The organism is Halosimplex halobium (assembly GCF_051414055.1).
GTDB lineage: Archaea > Halobacteriota > Halobacteria > Halobacteriales > Haloarculaceae > Halosimplex > Halosimplex halobium.
This window is the reverse complement of the sequence record NZ_JBLKNX010000006.1, coordinates 21,196-35,705: the sequence shown is the minus strand read 5'-3', so window position 1 is coordinate 35,705 and position 14,510 is coordinate 21,196. Positions and strand designations below refer to the sequence as shown.

Below are 14,510 nucleotides of genomic sequence, written 5' to 3'. Positions count from 1 at the left end.
CCCCCGGGTCATCGTCTCTCCGCTCATCGTGCCCTGCTCATAGCGGCCACAGGTCCAGCCCGGTCTCCTCGTCGAACGCCCGCTCCAGTTCGGCGTCGAACTCGCGGACGTACAACTCCCCGGCGAAGACGGTCGCGCTGTCGAGGTGGCCCGCGAACGTGGTCCCGTCCGCGCGGGACATGACCGCGTGGGTGTGGGCGAACGGCTCGCCGTCCAGCGCGGAGACGTTGCCCACGCAGGCGGCCATCTCCAGCGGCTCGTCGAATGTCTCGGGGTAGTACTCCTCGTCGTCCTGGTCGTAGTAGAGGATCTCGGCGTCCTGTACGGCCCCGAGCCCGAAGAAAAACGCCGATTCGACCCCCTCGTCGGCGGCGAAGGCCTCGATCTGGGTCCGCCAGTCGCCCCCGTGTTCCAGGCGGGCGACGAACTCGCGGGCGCCCTCGACTTCCAGATAATCCATACGCCCACCAGGGACGGGCGTCACAAAAAACGTTCCGAGCGCGGTGTCGGCCCGGGTGCGGACCCGCGCCGGCCGTCGGCGCGACCCACACCCGCTGTGGCCGCGGCCGCCGACCGTTCGGATGGCGGCGGACCGTTCCCCCACCGCCGGGCTTGAAGGCGCAGGGGTCCGAACGGCGCGGTATGGATCTCGACCTGACAGGCAAGACCGCGCTCGTGACCGGCGGCGGCCGGGGCAACGGCCGCGCCATCGCGCTCGAACTCGCCGAACACGGTGCCGACGTGATCGTCAACGACCTCGACGAGGAGGTGGCGAAAGACACCGCGGCGACCATCCGCGACCGCGACGACGACAGCGACGCCGTCGGCGTCGCCGCCGACGTGACCGACGAGGCCGAGGTCGAGGCGATGGTCGAACACGGCGTCGAGGAACTGGGCAGCGTCGATATCCTCGTCAACAACGCCGGCGTCGGCGACGCCGGGCCGTTCCTCGACGAGGACTACGACGACGACTTCCGGCTCAACATCGAGGTCCACCTCTTCGGGTCGATCAACTGCACCCGCGCCGTCGTCGACGGCATGATCGAGGACGGCTACGGCAAGATAATCAACATCACCTCGATCCACACCAAGAACGCCGTCGGCCAGTCCCCGCAGTACGACGTGGGCAAGTGGAGCCTGCTGGGCCTGACCAAGAGCCTCGCGCTCGAACTCGGTCACGAGGGCATCAGGGTCAACGCGGTCGCCCCCGGCTGGGTCAACACCCGCATGACCGAGGGCTTCTCGGAGGCCGTCACCGAACAGATCCAGGACCTCAACCCGCTGGGCCACTTCGCCGAACCCGAGGACATCGCCAACGGCGTCACCTTCCTCGCCTCGCCCGCCGCCGACTACGTCAACGGCCACGAACTCCGCGTCGACGGCGGCCAGGTCCCCATCCCCGACTGGCGGCTGGACAACCGCTAACCGCCGGGGCGAACAGGGGGCGGCCGCCGTCAGGCCGTCGACGCGGCACCGCCGTCGCCCACGTCGCTCGTCCGAAGACCGTAGACGACCATCACGCCGGTCGTGATCGGCATCGTCGCGGCGAAGAAAATGCCCGCCCAGGCCGCCGACCGCGGCGTGTCGAACGGCCCCGAGACCAGCCACATCAGCCCGACGAACAGGACCGCCGACGCGACGGCGCCGACGGCGTTCATCGCGAGCCACCCTCGCTGCGTCGTGACGCTGAAGCCGTCCTCGTCGTCCGGCGGGTTCGCCGCCACGAGGTCGGGATAGCGACTGTACCCGAACCCGAGACCGACGCCGCCCAGGAACCAGATCCCGACCGTCGGGGCGACGAGCGCGGCGTCCGGCCCGACGGCCCACGCCAGCGCGCCCGCCGCCGCGCCGGCGACGAGCCCCGCCGCAGCCGTGTAAGCGCGCTGTCCGGTGTCGCTCATACGCGCCGATTCGAGTCAACGAAGTATCACTCTTTCCGTTGAGTCGGTCGCCGTCCTCTCCCGTCAACCCGCGCTCGCGCCGACCGCTTCCGGCAGCGCGCTCACTCCGACCGGCCGTGGATCGGGCCGTCGACCGCGCGGAGGTGCCCGCCGGTCCGGTCGTTGCGGACCGCCAGCACCTCCGCCACGATGCTGTGGGCGACCTGGGCGGGGCTCGAACCGCCCAGGTCCAGCCCGACCGGCGCGTAGATCCGCTCGCGGTCTTCGTCCAGGTCGACACCGTCGTCGGCCAGCGCCGCCCGCAGGCGGTCGAACCGCTCGGCCGGCCCCATCACCCCGACGTAGTCGACGGGTGTCGCCAGTAGCTCCCCGAGCGCCACGCGGTCGTCGACGAAGTTGTGGGTCATCAGCACCACGGAATCCTCGGGCCCGAAGTCGACCGCCTCCCGGAGGTCCCGTGGCGAGGTCGCGACCACCCGGTCGGCCCGAGGGAACCGCTCGTCGGTCGCGCGACCGCCGCGGAAGCCGACGACGGCGACGCGGAAGCCCGCCGACCGGGCCAGGTCGACGACCGGCCGCACGTCGGCGTTGCTCCCGACCACCACGAGCCGGGGCGCCGGCCGCACCCGCTCGACGAACAGCCGGACCGCGCCGCCCCCCGTTTCGACTCGAACGGTCGCCGTCCCGTCTACGTCGTCGGGGACGGCGTCGGCCACGTCCGGCGGGAGTCGCGCGGCCCCGTCCTCGGCGTCGTCCCAGCGGTCGCCGACGGCGACGCGGTCGTCCGCGCTCTCGACGACGACCGCGGTGGTCCGGCCGCCGGCCAGTTCGTCGGCGGGCGCCACGAGCGGCCGGTGGCGCTCGCCCAGCGGTTCCAGCAGCACGTCGACGACGCCGTCGCAGCCGACGCCGAGGCCCCAGGCGTCGTCCTCGCGGAGGGCGAACCGCTCGACGCGGGCGGCGCCGTCGGCGAGCACGTCTTCGGCGAGGCGAGCCAGCGAGTCCGTGAGACAGCCCGCGGTGACCGTCCCGGCGCCGCCCGCTCCGGGCGCGACGGCCATCTTCGCGCCCGGCCGGCGGTAGGCCCGGCCGTCGACGGCGACGACGGTCGCCAGCACCGCCGGCTCGCCGGCGTCGAGGTACGCCCGCACGGTCTCGCGGACTTCCCGCCCGGGAGCCGCCCAGTCGGTCGCGGCGGGGGCGTCGTCGGTCATGCCGTCGGCGCGTCGCCCGCGACCCGCTCGGCCGCCGCGTCGAGCGCGCGGGCGGTGTACGTCTCCAGCAGCTCCCCCCGGAACTCCCCGGAGGCGTGCGGGTCCGACCGCAGGCGGTCGTCGTCGACGTCGTCCCGCGCCGCGCTCGCCGCCCGCTCGATGGTGTCGGTTTCCAGCGGCTCGCCGGCGAGCGCGTCTTCCACTGACGGGAGCCGGATCGCCCGGTCGACCGCGCCGGTCGCGGCGACCCACGCACTCGAAACGCTCCCCTCGCCCGAATCTCCACCCGCGCCGTCGCGCCCGCCGCCGTCCGTCTCGACGACGGCGGCGACGCCGACCATCGCGTAGCCCGTCGCCGGGTGGGTCTTCCTGCGGTAGGCGAACCCCGCGTCGTCGGCGTGCGGGACGCGAACGCCGGTGAGCAGTTCGCCCGATTCGACCGCGGTTTCGCCGTCGCCGCGGAAGAAGTCCGTCGCCGAGACCTCGCGCTTGCCCTCCGAGTTGCGCAGGAGGACCGTCGCGTCGCTCGCCAGCGCGGCCGCCGGCAGGTCCGCACCCGGGTGGGCCTCCGCGAGGTTCCCGCCGACGGTCCCACGATTGCGGATCTGCAGGTCGCCCACCTCGGCGGCCGTCTCCGCCAGCAGCGGCACGTTCGCCCTGACCGCGCGCGAGTCGACGACGGTCGCGTAGGTTGTCAGCGCGCCGACGACGGTCCGGTCGGCCAGCGCGTTGACGGCGTCGAGTTCTGGCACGTCGAGGTCGACCACCACGTCGGGGCTGCGCCCCTCGGTCTTCATCGCCGGGACGAGGCTGTGGCCGCCCGCGAGGACCTCCACGTCCGCGTCGGCGTGCGTTTCGAGCAATTCGAGCGCTTCGCCGACGGACTCGGCCCGCTCGTAGTCGAACTCGGCCGGGAACATCTCAGTCCTCCGCCCCCGGTTCGGGCGGCGCGGCCCGCCCGTCCGGTCCGTCGCCCGACGCGGCCGACCCGTCTCCAGCATCGCCGCCCGCCTCGCGCAGCCGCTCGGCGGCCGTCTCGACGGCGTCGACGACGTTCCCGTAGCCCGTGCAGCGGCAGATGTTCCCCTTCAGCGCCTTCCGGATCTCCGCGCGGGAGGGGTCGGGGTTCTCGTCGAGCAGCTGGTGGGTCGTCGCGAGCATCCCGGGCGTGCAGTAGCCACACTGCAGGCCGTGTTCGTCGTGGAACGCCCGCTGGACGGGGTCGAGCCCCTCGTCGGCGAGGCCGGCCGCGGTCGTCACCTCGCTCCCGTCGGCCTGGACCGCCAGCACCGTACAGGACTTGACGGCGTCGCCGTCGACCTCGACGGTGCAGGCGCCGCACTTGCCGCTCTCGCAGCCGACGTTCGGGGCGGTGTAGCCCAGTTCGTCCCGCAGCGCGTGGACCAGCAGCGTCCGCGACTCGACGGTCAGCTCCTCGCTCCGCCCGTCCACCGTCAGCGTGATGTCGTGTGTCGACATGAGAGGGGGGATCGCTTGTCCCGACAACGGCGGCGAGCGAGTAAAGTGTTGGTCCCCGGCCGCCGCGGTCGGTCCCCGCGGTGCCGACGGGTCCAGCGGACCGCCCGCCACCGAACGGATGCGGCGGCAGGTTTTCACGCCCGGAGCGCCCACTCCCCGTATGAGCGCCATCGAGGAGAAGCGGATGTACGGCGACCGCCGCGAGGAGACGGTCGCCTACCTCGCGACGGGCCAGGGCGTGGCGACCGTGCGGGTCTCCGGCGACCAGGTGGGCCGGTTCGGCCTCGCCCACCGGACGGCCGCCCGCGACGTGGCGACGACCGACGGCGCGGTCGTCGTCGCCACCGACGAGGCCGTCCTCGTCGGCCCCGACGAGTTCGAGTCGCTCGGGTTCGGTCCGGCCGTCGCCGTCGGGACCGACCGCGAGGACGACGTGCTCGCCGCCGACGAGTCGGGACGGGTGGCCCGCTACCGCGACGGCGAGTGGACCGACCTGGGGACGGTCGGCGACGTGCGGGCGATCGCGGACGGGTTCGTCGCCGCGGCCGACGGCGTCCACCGCGTCGACGGCGCCGACCTGGTGAACGCGGGGCTCGACGCCGCACGCGACGTGGCGACCGTCGACGGCGTCCCGCTGGCGGCGACCGACGACGGCCTCTACCGGCTGGGCAACGGCTGGCTCCGCGAGCGCGAGGGGTCGTTCCGAGTCGTCGCCGGGGGCGGGGACCACGCGCACGCCGCGACGGCCGACGAACTGTTCGAACGCGACGGCGAGGCGTGGACGGCCGTGGATCTGCCGGTCGACGAGCAGGTCGTCAGCGTCGACTACGGCGAGTGCGTCTACGCCGTCACCGCCGGCGGGACCTTCCTCGTCGAGGCCGACCCCGAGACGACCGCCGACGGCGCCGGCGGCTGGCGTTCGCGCTCGCTGGGGCTTCCCGACGTGGCCGCGCTCGCGGTGGCGTGAGAGTGGAGCGACCGCGCCGTCAGTCCCGGTAGTTCCGGCCGGTGAGAACCGTCAGCACCACCGCAAGGAGCGCGAGCAGCGCGCCTCCCGCGGGCCCGACCGCCCCGTCCTCGGCGGCAGCCGTCTCGGTCCGCGTGACGCTCTCGTTGAACACGACGCGGGGCTCGGTGTCGGTCTCCCCGACCGTCCACCCGTAGACGCGCGTCTGGCCGTGGTTGCCGTCGGTGTAAGAGTCGACCGTCGAGCGCTCGGCGACCCAGCTGTCGGCCGGCACCGACACCTCGACGAACGTCCCGTTGGCGAGGTGTTCGCTCACCGTCGGTCCGAGCACCAGTTCGGACCGGTTCGCCTCGAACACGCCGGTCCACCGGTAGGTCATCGTCGCTCCCACGTCGCCGTGTTCCGACGCCGACGCGACGGGGTCGGTCACACCAGTCACCGTGTCACAGCGATGGCCGAGCGACCCGGGCCGCTCGGCAAAGGCGGCGTTCAGTCGGTCGTCGGCCGCCAGCCAGTCCAGGTTGACCGTCCCGGCCTCGTACCGGTCGGCTTCCGCCGCCGACCGCGCCGGATACTCCACGTGGAGTTCGACCGTTCCAGCTGCGGGGAAGAGCCCGACCTGGATTTCGAGGTCCGGCGGCGGGTACGGGAGTCCGGACGGTGCGCTCCGGGTCTCGCTCGTCCCGGTCGTAGCGGTGTCCTGGCATCCGGCCGCGGCGACGCTCGTGGCGCTCGAGGAAACGACCAGGAGGGCGACGAGTGCGAGGAGCAAACGACTGCAGAGCGATCGAACCGCCGCCCCGCTCCCCCCGTCCAGCAGGCCGTCCCGGCGACGGGTTTCGCGCGACCCACTCTCACTCCGACATCGGCTCACAGCGTCCGGCTATACCGCCCGTTCACTTCATCCTTCGTGTTGGAATACAATATCGGCTGTCAGTTCCGGTCGCGCGCGAGCGCGCCGCCGACGAGCGCCCCGACCGCCGCGAGGAGTCCGAACCCGGCGCCCGTCCCGCCCGTCGTCTCGGCGGGCTGTGTCCGTGAGTCCGCCGGCGCGTCCGCCGACGAGTCGGTCGGGGTCGCGGTCGATCCGGCCGTCGCCGTCTCTCCCCGTGTCGGAGTGGGCGTCGCTGTCGGGCGTGGCGTCGAGGGCGGAGTCGGCGTGGGAGTCGGCGTCGGCGTGGGAGTCGGCGTCGACGCCGGGATCGGGTACGTCGCGGCGACGCCGGCGTGGTCGGAGGGCCAGACGGTCACGTCCTCGCCGTCGACGGTCGCCGCGACGCGGTCGGCGGGGTCGGCGCCGAGCCGTTCGACCGCCGTCGCGTCCGCGTCGCGCGCGAGCACGTGGTCGACCCGGCTGTCCAGGCGCGAGCGCTCGTTCCGCAGGGCCGCCGCCTGACAGCAGGTGTCGTCCGGCGCCGTCCCGACGGCGGCCGCCGCGTCGGTCAGCGCGTCGGTCACCGTCTCGTAGGCGTCGCCGCCGGCCGCCGGCCCGCTGTTGAGGTCCGCGCCGACGACGACGGTGCCCGCCGCGGGGAGCGCATCGATCAGTTCCGCGGCCTGCCGGCGGCGGACGCCCGCTTTCGAGGATTCGAGGTGCGTCGAACAGGCCGTCAGTTCCGCCCCGTCGACGACGACGTCGGCCAGGCAGTACCCCCGCCGGAGCGTCACTGTCAGGTCGTCGCCGAGCACCGGGTAGCTGGCCCGCGCGTCGTAGCGGCCCGAGCGCGTCTCGCGCACGTCGACCCCTTCCCGGACGAGCAACGCGACGCGGTCGGTCAGGCGCACGTCCAGCCACTCGTCGTCCGACTCCGCGGGGACGGACACGTCGGTCGTGACGGTCGTGGCCGCCACGTCGTAGGCGCCGCCCCGGTCGGCCAGCGCCGCGGTCACCAGATCGAGCAGGTCGACGACCGTCTCTCCGTCCCCGTCGTCGAACAGCGGCCGCGTCCGCACGAGCGCCGCCTCCTGGAGCGCGACCACGTCGGCGTCCGCGGCGAGCAGCCGCTCGGCGATCGCGTCCGCCCGCGCCGCGTAGGGGTGGCGCCGCGCCGCGGCGAGGAGGTCGCCCGCGGTCGAGCGCGCCTCGGCCAGCGAGTCCGCGTCGAACAGCCGGAAGAGGTCGACGCCGAGATAGCAGTTCCAGGTGGCGACCGTCAGCCCCGCGGTGCGCTCCGGTGTGGCGCGGTCCGGTGCGGCGCGGTCCGAACCGGTCGCGGCGTCCGTTCGCGACCCGGACCGGTTCCCCGTCGGCTCGCCGGGCGCGGCCGCCGACCGACCGACGGCCGCGGTCGCGAGCCCCGCCGCCCCGGCGAGGACCGCCCGACGAGTCGGCGAGGTGGTGGTGGTCGTCGGGCCGTCCCCGTGACCGTTCACCTCGCCGTCCTCGGACGCCTCCGTCGTCGCGGGCATCGTCGGCCCTTTCGGGGTGTCCCCCTTGACCGTGTCGCGCCAGTTCTCAGGCTCGATTCTGGCGGCCCGCCGACGCGCCCGTCGGTCCCGTCCGACCGCCGGCTGCGAGGCGCCGCTCCTGCAACCGAAACGGTGTTTACCGGCGAACGCGACCCCCCGCACATGATCGTCAGCGGGTCCACGTCACAGGCGTTCGCGGCGGCACTGGCCGACGCGACGGGTCGGGACCTGGCCGCCGTCGAGTACGACCGCTTCCCCGACGGCGAACTCCAGGCGACCCTGACCGACTTCGCGGCCGAGGAGGCCGTCGTCGTCGGGTCGACCGTCTCCAGCGACGCCCACGTCGAACTGCTCCAGCTCCAGGACGCCGTCCGCGAGGCCGGCGCGAGCGAGGTGACCACCGTCCTCCCGTACATGGGCTACGCCCGGCAGGACCGGGCCTTCTCGGCGGGCGAGCCGGTCTCGGCCCGCGCCGTCGCCCGCGCTCTCTCGACGGGGACCGACCGCGTGCTCACGGTCAATCCCCACGAGCGGGCCGTCTGTGACTTCTTCACCGTCCCCGCCGAACCCGTCGACGCGGCCGGCCGCCTCGCCGACCCGCTGCCCGCCGACCTGACCGAGCCACTCTTCCTCTCGCCCGACGAGGGCGCCGTCGACCTGGCGGCGACGACCCGCGACGCCTACGGCCGCGGCGCGACCGACTACTTCGAGAAGGACCGGGACTACGACACCGGCGACGTGACGGTCGAACCCAGCGACGCCGCGGTCGCCGACCGCGACGTAGTGCTGGTCGACGACATCGTCGCGACGGGGTCGACGATGAGCGAGGCCATCGCCGTGCTCGCCGAGCGGGGCGCCGCCCGGGTGTTCGTCACCTGCGTCCACCCGATGCTCGCCGCCGACGCCCGGACGAAACTCGAACGGGCCGGGACGACGGCAATCTTCGGCACCGACACCATCGAGCGGTCGGTCAGCGCCGTCAGCGCCGCCCCCGCCGTCGCCGACCGGCTCTGAACCCCGCCGCGCCGACCGGACTCCAGCCCCGTGTCGACGCCGGACCACCACGTATCAAGATCCGAACCACATGTCAATACCGGAACCTATAAACCGGGTGTGGCTGAGTTATCAGGTACCACGGACCAATGACGGGACACACGAAGGGTGGTTCGGGAGCCTCGGAGGGGGCGCCGCTGGGAACGCTCGACACGGACTCCATCGAGCGGATCGACGTGCATCTCCAGCGAGCGCTCGCCACGGACGACACCGACGAGAAGGACTTCCACGTGCGCCACGCCAGACAGCTGCTCGAAGCCTGCCGGGAGTAGGTCACCCCGAGCTGTGACTCACTCCCGGGGTTTGACCCGGATCCGGCCGTCGCCCGTGACGGTCACGTCCGTCCCCGCGTAGTCGATCGAGACCCTGACCCCCAGCGGGTCGCCCGACCGGACGAGCATGTCCAGCGCGTCCGCGTCGACGACCTCCTGAACCGGCGGCAGCGTCGTCACGGTCCGGTTCGTGACCGCCGCGACCGCCTCGGCGACCGCGATGCTCGGCGAGTCCTCGCCGCCCCAGTCGTAGTGGTCGAAGACGACCGCTTCGGAGCCGTCGCTGTTCCCGTCCGCGCGCTCGCCCCCGTCTCCCCGCTTTTTGTCCCTCATGGATCGATACCCGGTTCACGACGCCGGCCGGCCGGACCTGTGACCAGCAATACACGTCCGTAGGGTCCCCTCTCGCATATGCCTTGTGTTGCCGACTATCAGCAGTGAAATTAACCGTCGGTGGGCCCGAAACCGTCAAACAGCCGTCGACAGGCCGTCTATCTCTAGTTATCGATGTGGTTTCGATTTGATGTTGATCCAATACGATGCGTGTGCGTTCACCGCCGCGGCGCGAGGGTGGCCGCCGACCCGAAGTCCCGGTGATAGGCTTCCACCTTTTTCCGTACGGGGGAGTCCTCGCTCGCTATCGCTCGCTTCGGCCACCCCCGACGCAAAAGGATGGGGCAAAAAGGGTCGCTCCCTCCGGTCGCTCCCGGGAACCGGCGGCCTGCGGCCGCCGGACGGTCGTCCTACTCCCACTTCGCACCGGGGTTGGTGACGGCGCCGTTGGCCGCCGACCCGAAGTCCCGGTGGTACTTGGCGAGCACGCCCGACTCGTAGTTCGGCTCGGGGTCGTGGTCCGCCAGGCGTTCCTCGATCTCCTCGTCGGACAGGTCCACGGAGAGTTCGAGTTCGTCGACGTCGATGGTGATCGTGTCGCCGTCCTCCAGCGCGGCGATGGGGCCGCCGACGTAGGCCTCGGGGGCGACGTGGCCGATCGAGAACCCGCGGGTCGCGCCGGAGAAGCGCCCGTCGGTAAAGAGCGCCACGTCGTCGGCGTGGCCCTGACCGGCCACGGCGGAAGTGACGCCGAGCATCTCGCGCATGCCGGGGCCGCCGCGCGGCCCCTCGTTGCGGATGCCGATCACGTCGCCGCTCTCGACGCGGCCCTCCTGGACGTACTTCATCGCCTCGCTCTCCTCGTCGAAGATCCGGACCGGCCCCTCGTGGCGGCGATACTCCTCGCCGGAGATCTTGATGACGGCGCCCTCGGGCGCGAGGTTGCCCGTCAGGATGCGGATTGCGCCCTGCTCGTTTTTCGGCTCGTCGACCGTGTAGAGGTAGTCGGCGTCGATGTCCTCGATCGCCGGCGGGTCGTAGGCCTCCAGTTCCTCGCCCAGCGTCTTCCCGGTCACGGTCAGCGCGTCGCCGTGCAGCAGGTCCGCCTCGTAGAGGGCGTCGAGGACGACCGGGACGCCGCCGACCTCGTGGAGGTCGTTCATGACCTTCTCGCCGCCGGGCTGGAGGTCGGCGATCTTCGGCGTGCGCTTGCTGATCTCGTTGAAGTCCTCGATATCCAGATCGACGCCGGCCTCGGCGGCCATCGCGAGCAGGTGGAGCACGGCGTTGGTCGAGCCGCCGACCGCGACCTGGAGGGCGATGGCGTTCTCGAACGACTCCCGCGAGAGGAAGTCGGATGGGCGACGGCGGGCCTCGACGACCTCGGTGGCGAGTTCGCCGGCGCGGCGGGCCTCCTCGTAACGGGCCTCGTCCTCGGCCGGGGGGCTGGCGCTGCCCAGCGGCGCGAAGCCGATCGCCTCCGAGATGGAGGCCATCGTGTTGGCGGTGAACATCCCGCCGCACGAGCCCGCGCCGGGGCAGGCCTGCTGTTCCATCTCGTAGAGTTCGCCCTCGGACATCTCGCCCTCGGCGACGGCGCCGACCCCCTCGAAGACGTTCTGGATGGTGATCTCGCGGCCGTCGTGCTCGCCGGGCATGATCGACCCGCCGTAGAGGAACACGGAGGGGAGGTCCGTCCGGATGGCCGCCATCATCATGCCGGGCATGTTCTTGTCGCAGCCGCCGATGGTGACGAGGCCGTCCATGCGCTCGCCGAAGCTGACGAGTTCGACGGAGTCGGCGATGACCTCCCGGGATATCAGGGAGGCCTTCATTCCCTCGGTCCCCATCGAGATGGCGTCGGAGATGGTGATCGTCCCGAACTCGATGGGCATCCCGCCGCTGTCGTCGATCCCCTCGTAGGCCGCGTCGGCCACGTCGTCGAGGTGGACGTTACAGGGGGTGATGTCCGCCGCCGGGTTGGCGACCCCGACCATCGGGGAGGACAGGTCCTCGTCGTCGTAGCCCATCGCGCGGAACATCGCGCGGTGGGGCGCCTTCTCGACGCCCTCGGTGACCTCGCTGCTCGGCAGGTCGTCGGGCTTGTCGACCGGCCCGTCGGACCGCTCGTCCCCGTCGTCGCGGGGCTCCGGTTCCTGGTGGCTCATACCTCCGAGTCGTCGCTTGGTCCCTAAACCGTTTTCTAACCCGTGGTTGGCTCTCCCACCCGGACCCGAACCGGTTCGGACCGCCCGCGGGCCGCCGGGCGCTCGGCCGAGTCGCTACGAACGACGGGACACCTGCGCCGACCGCCGTCATGCGCGCGTCTGACGGGTAGTTTTGTAGAACGGCCGAGTAGACGCGGGCATGCCCAGTCTCTCGGAGGCCTACGACCGCGGGGAGTGGACGGGGCGGGACCCGCGGCGCGTCTCGGCGGGCGGCAGCCTGTTCGTCGCGGGCGCGCTCGCCGTCGTCGCCGCTCTCCTCGTGTTGACCACGGGGCTGGCCGCCGTCTTCGACGCGACGAGCACGACCGACGCCCGCCGCGTCGCGGGCGTCCTCGCCGGCCTGGGGATCCCGGCGATGTTCGTCGGCGTCGTCGCCGTCCTGCCCGCCAGCCGCCGCGAACGGCTCGGGGCGCTCGCCGGCGCCGCGCTGAGCCTCGCCGGCGTCGTCATGTACTGGCACGTCTACCCCCAGCAGTGGGTCGAGGCCAGCGACTCGATGGCCTTCCCGACGGCCATGCTGTACTTCGTCGGCGGCTCCGTCGCGCTGTGGTTCGTCCTCTCGGCGGTCGCCTCGTTCAAGCTGCGCAACAACCCACAGGGGACCGTCCGCCTCGAAGTCACCCGCCAGGGCGAGACCGAGGAGATCCACGTCACCCGGAGCGAGTACCAGCGCTACAAGCGCGCCGTCCGGGGCGAGGCCGCCAACAGCGAGGCCGTCGCCGAGGAACTGCGCGCGCTCCACGAGGAGTAGGCGTCCCGCCCGTTCTCCCGACGCCCGGCGGCCGCCGGGAGCGGCGCGTCCGTGGACCGGCCGTACGCCACCAACTTTTATGATTGTCACGGGATACCACGATCCTGTGATGAGTCTCAGGGATCGACCGTCGAGAGGATCCAGTACGGGACGGACCGGGCGGGCGCCGCTGACGCGCGCGCTGGCGCTGGTACAGGAGCACGTCCGGACGTGGCCGCGGCGCTACGTCGAGATGCGCACGGCGGCCCTCCGCGACCGATAGCGGACCGATGTCTCCGGCGCGACCGCCGGCCAGCCGCGACACCGGACCGCTGACCGTCGGCTTTATTCGACGGTAGGGACAACGGGCGCTCGATGCGAATCGAGCCCACCCACGCCCGGTACCCCTGGCGGGCGGAGTCGCGCGAGGCCGTCGGCGAGGCCGGCGTCGACCTGGCAGCGGTCGTCGCCGACGACGACGCCGTCGTCGAGCGGGGGGTCGAGCGCGTGGTCTGGGCGCTGGAGGACGGCACCGTCGGCGACCCCCACGACGTCGACCGGACCGAGCTGCTCTCCTATCCGGTCGCGCGCGTCCTCGTCTCGCTCGTCGACGAACACGTCCTGACGCGCAAGTACGCGGGGGCGGAGGCCGCCACCGCCTTCGAGCGGTTCACCGCCGACTTCGCCGACACCACCGAGTTCAAGGCCGCCAGCAACCCGCGGCTCACGCTCCCCGAGCTGCTCGCGGAGTTCGACCTGTCCGGCAGCGTCCGGGCGGTCGACGGCCCGGTCGGCGACGGGTCGGCCGTCGTCAGCGACGGGGCCTCCCGCGAGTTCCGCGTCGAGGTCGGGACCTACCTCGATCTGGCCGCCGACCAGCGGGGCGACGAGTGGCGGCTGGTCAACCGGGCGCTGGCCGACGGCGAGGTGCTCGTCGACGGCGAGGAACTGCTCGCGCTCTGCCGGCAGGCCGTCCGCGGCCGCGTCGCCGAGGGCCTCCCGCTCTCGGTCCCCGACCCCATCGCCGACGAACTGACCGAGGAGGCCGAGGAACTCCGCGAGCGGCTCTCGGAACTGGACCTGACCCGCGACATCGACACGGTCGTCCCCGAGCTGTTCCCGCCCTGCATGAAACACCTCCTGGACCAGGTCCAGAAGGGCGAACACCTCGAACACCACTCGCGGTTCGCCATCGCCTCCTTTCTCACCAGCATCGGGATGACGACCGACGAGATCGTCGACATCTTCCAGGTCAACCCGGGCTTCGGCGAGGAGGCCACCCGCTACCAGGTCGACCACATCCGCGGGGCGACCAGCCCGACCGATTACTCGCCGCCCGCCTGCGCGACGATGCAGTCCTACGGCGACTGCACCGGCAAGGACGACATCTGCACGGACGTGATCGACGAGTCCCACCCGCTGAACTACTACGAACACCGGCTGGACGAGACCGAGGAGGACGACCTGACCGACTGGCGCGAGGAGCGGGAGGACGACGCCGAGGACGCGGAGGCCTGAGCGGCCGGCCGGCCCGCGGGGAGCGGTCGTTACTCTTCGTCGAAGTCCGCGCGGTAGAGGACGAGGCCGGCGACGGCCATGACGAGGACGAACAGGCCGACGACCCCGACCATCACGAGCCCGCCGTCGGGCTGGAGGGCCGGCGCGGTCGTGCCGTTCCCGGTGGCGTTGCCGGGGTTGGCGTAGTTGGCGCTGACGACGTAGGCCGCACCGACGAACAAGACGACCGAGGCCGCCGAGATCCCGAGTTCGACGGCGAACTTCCGGTCGATTTCCATGGCCGTGGCTTTCCCCGGCCCGGGCAAAAGCGCTTCGAAGCGTCCGCTCGCCCGCCGCCGTCCGCCGGTCCGGAGAGCCGCGACGGCCGATCGGACGGCGCGCGGCTCGACGGTCGACCGAGCGAACG

General features: G+C 72.3%; 17 protein-coding genes. 7 read left to right on the top strand and 10 right to left on the bottom strand.

The window, feature by feature from the left end:
• Positions 1-37 precede the first annotated feature (37 nt).
• Positions 38-460, bottom strand: a complete 423-nt coding sequence (locus ACMGFG_RS08125) for a PPC domain-containing DNA-binding protein (RefSeq protein ID WP_436929837.1) — start codon at positions 458-460, stop codon at positions 38-40.
• 182 nt (positions 461-642) lie between these two features.
• Here ACMGFG_RS08125 and ACMGFG_RS08120 point away from each other — a divergent pair, with 182 nt between their 5' ends.
• Entirely contained in the window at positions 643-1,425 is a 783-nt protein-coding gene (locus ACMGFG_RS08120) for an SDR family NAD(P)-dependent oxidoreductase (RefSeq protein ID WP_436929836.1), read from the top strand.
• A 29-nt stretch (positions 1,426-1,454) separates the two neighbouring features.
• Here the strand turns inward: ACMGFG_RS08120 and ACMGFG_RS08115 are convergent, their stop codons facing one another.
• The 4 genes from ACMGFG_RS08115 to ACMGFG_RS08100 form a co-directional block, all read right to left on the bottom strand.
• On the bottom strand, positions 1,455-1,901 hold the full coding sequence (locus ACMGFG_RS08115; protein WP_436929835.1) for a hypothetical protein: 447 nt from the start codon (positions 1,899-1,901) through the stop codon (positions 1,455-1,457).
• A gap of 101 nt (positions 1,902-2,002) precedes the next feature.
• A complete protein-coding gene (locus ACMGFG_RS08110; protein WP_436929834.1) occupies positions 2,003-3,115 on the bottom strand; it encodes an XdhC family protein in 1,113 nt (370 codons plus the stop codon).
• Positions 3,112-4,035, bottom strand: a complete 924-nt coding sequence (locus ACMGFG_RS08105) for an FAD binding domain-containing protein (protein ID WP_436929833.1) — start codon at positions 4,033-4,035, stop codon at positions 3,112-3,114. Before ACMGFG_RS08105 ends, ACMGFG_RS08110 begins: the two co-directional genes overlap by 4 nt.
• A 1-nt stretch (position 4,036) precedes the next feature.
• Positions 4,037-4,594, bottom strand: coding sequence for a (2Fe-2S)-binding protein (locus ACMGFG_RS08100; RefSeq protein WP_436929832.1), 558 nt, complete (start codon positions 4,592-4,594; stop codon positions 4,037-4,039).
• Positions 4,595-4,754: 160 nt separating this feature from the next.
• Between ACMGFG_RS08100 and ACMGFG_RS08095 the strand changes: the two genes are divergently transcribed.
• A complete protein-coding gene (locus tag ACMGFG_RS08095; RefSeq protein ID WP_436929831.1) occupies positions 4,755-5,561 on the top strand; it encodes an HVO_0234 family beta-propeller protein in 807 nt (268 codons plus the stop codon).
• A gap of 19 nt (positions 5,562-5,580) precedes the next feature.
• Here the strand turns inward: ACMGFG_RS08095 and ACMGFG_RS08090 are convergent, their stop codons facing one another.
• Together ACMGFG_RS08090 and ACMGFG_RS08085 are read right to left on the bottom strand one after the other, a co-directional pair.
• Entirely contained in the window at positions 5,581-6,333 is a 753-nt protein-coding gene (locus ACMGFG_RS08090; RefSeq protein ID WP_436929830.1) for a hypothetical protein, read from the bottom strand.
• Between the two features lie 161 nt (positions 6,334-6,494).
• On the bottom strand, positions 6,495-7,970 hold the full coding sequence (locus ACMGFG_RS08085; protein WP_436929829.1) for an endonuclease/exonuclease/phosphatase family protein: 1,476 nt from the start codon (positions 7,968-7,970) through the stop codon (positions 6,495-6,497).
• A gap of 162 nt (positions 7,971-8,132) precedes the next feature.
• Here ACMGFG_RS08085 and prs point away from each other — a divergent pair, with 162 nt between their 5' ends.
• On the top strand, positions 8,133-8,984 hold the full coding sequence (gene prs, locus ACMGFG_RS08080; protein ID WP_436929828.1) for a ribose-phosphate diphosphokinase: 852 nt from the start codon (positions 8,133-8,135) through the stop codon (positions 8,982-8,984).
• Between the two features lie 128 nt (positions 8,985-9,112).
• Positions 9,113-9,295, top strand: a complete 183-nt coding sequence (locus ACMGFG_RS08075) for a hypothetical protein (protein ID WP_436929827.1) — start codon at positions 9,113-9,115, stop codon at positions 9,293-9,295.
• A gap of 18 nt (positions 9,296-9,313) precedes the next feature.
• Here ACMGFG_RS08075 and ACMGFG_RS08070 read toward each other — a convergent pair whose 3' ends face one another.
• Together ACMGFG_RS08070 and ilvD are read right to left on the bottom strand one after the other, a co-directional pair.
• Entirely contained in the window at positions 9,314-9,628 is a 315-nt protein-coding gene (locus ACMGFG_RS08070; RefSeq protein WP_436929826.1) for a HalOD1 output domain-containing protein, read from the bottom strand.
• A gap of 410 nt (positions 9,629-10,038) precedes the next feature.
• Positions 10,039-11,796 carry a dihydroxy-acid dehydratase gene (gene ilvD, locus ACMGFG_RS08065; protein WP_436929825.1) on the bottom strand — a complete coding sequence of 586 codons (1,758 nt, stop codon included), beginning with the start codon at positions 11,794-11,796 and terminating at the stop codon, positions 10,039-10,041.
• Positions 11,797-11,995: 199 nt separating this feature from the next.
• Here ilvD and ACMGFG_RS08060 point away from each other — a divergent pair, with 199 nt between their 5' ends.
• From ACMGFG_RS08060 to priL, 3 genes are all read left to right on the top strand, one after another.
• Positions 11,996-12,607, top strand: coding sequence for a cell division protein CdpA domain-containing protein (locus tag ACMGFG_RS08060; protein WP_436929824.1), 612 nt, complete (start codon positions 11,996-11,998; stop codon positions 12,605-12,607).
• A gap of 109 nt (positions 12,608-12,716) precedes the next feature.
• Complete coding sequence (locus ACMGFG_RS08055) at positions 12,717-12,869, top strand: hypothetical protein (RefSeq protein ID WP_436929823.1); 153 nt, start codon at positions 12,717-12,719, stop codon at positions 12,867-12,869.
• Positions 12,870-12,967: 98 nt separating this feature from the next.
• Entirely contained in the window at positions 12,968-14,104 is a 1,137-nt protein-coding gene (gene priL, locus ACMGFG_RS08050; RefSeq protein WP_436929910.1) for a DNA primase regulatory subunit PriL, read from the top strand.
• A gap of 29 nt (positions 14,105-14,133) precedes the next feature.
• Here the strand turns inward: priL and ACMGFG_RS08045 are convergent, their stop codons facing one another.
• Positions 14,134-14,382, bottom strand: coding sequence for a DUF7472 family protein (locus ACMGFG_RS08045; protein WP_436929822.1), 249 nt, complete (start codon positions 14,380-14,382; stop codon positions 14,134-14,136).
• Positions 14,383-14,510 lie beyond the last annotated feature (128 nt).

Excerpts from the sequence above, each read along its gene's own strand:
- ACMGFG_RS08125 (WP_436929837.1), bottom strand. The coding sequence starts at position 460 with ATGGATTATCTGGAAGTCGAGGGCGCCCGCGAGTTCGTCGCCCGCCTG.
- ACMGFG_RS08120 (WP_436929836.1), top strand. The coding sequence starts at position 643 with ATGGATCTCGACCTGACAGGCAAGACCGCGCTCGTGACCGGCGGCGGC.
- ACMGFG_RS08115 (WP_436929835.1), bottom strand. The coding sequence starts at position 1,901 with ATGAGCGACACCGGACAGCGCGCTTACACGGCTGCGGCGGGGCTCGTC.
- ACMGFG_RS08110 (WP_436929834.1), bottom strand. The coding sequence starts at position 3,115 with ATGACCGACGACGCCCCCGCCGCGACCGACTGGGCGGCTCCCGGGCGG.
- ACMGFG_RS08105 (WP_436929833.1), bottom strand. The coding sequence starts at position 4,035 with ATGTTCCCGGCCGAGTTCGACTACGAGCGGGCCGAGTCCGTCGGCGAA.
- ACMGFG_RS08100 (WP_436929832.1), bottom strand. The coding sequence starts at position 4,594 with ATGTCGACACACGACATCACGCTGACGGTGGACGGGCGGAGCGAGGAG.
- ACMGFG_RS08095 (WP_436929831.1), top strand. The coding sequence starts at position 4,755 with ATGAGCGCCATCGAGGAGAAGCGGATGTACGGCGACCGCCGCGAGGAG.
- ACMGFG_RS08085 (WP_436929829.1), bottom strand. The coding sequence starts at position 7,970 with ATGCCCGCGACGACGGAGGCGTCCGAGGACGGCGAGGTGAACGGTCAC.
- prs (WP_436929828.1), top strand. The coding sequence starts at position 8,133 with ATGATCGTCAGCGGGTCCACGTCACAGGCGTTCGCGGCGGCACTGGCC.
- ACMGFG_RS08075 (WP_436929827.1), top strand. The coding sequence starts at position 9,113 with ATGACGGGACACACGAAGGGTGGTTCGGGAGCCTCGGAGGGGGCGCCG.
- ACMGFG_RS08070 (WP_436929826.1), bottom strand. The coding sequence starts at position 9,628 with ATGAGGGACAAAAAGCGGGGAGACGGGGGCGAGCGCGCGGACGGGAAC.
- ilvD (WP_436929825.1), bottom strand. The coding sequence starts at position 11,796 with ATGAGCCACCAGGAACCGGAGCCCCGCGACGACGGGGACGAGCGGTCC.
- ACMGFG_RS08060 (WP_436929824.1), top strand. The coding sequence starts at position 11,996 with ATGCCCAGTCTCTCGGAGGCCTACGACCGCGGGGAGTGGACGGGGCGG.
- ACMGFG_RS08055 (WP_436929823.1), top strand. The coding sequence starts at position 12,717 with ATGAGTCTCAGGGATCGACCGTCGAGAGGATCCAGTACGGGACGGACC.
- ACMGFG_RS08045 (WP_436929822.1), bottom strand. The coding sequence starts at position 14,382 with ATGGAAATCGACCGGAAGTTCGCCGTCGAACTCGGGATCTCGGCGGCC.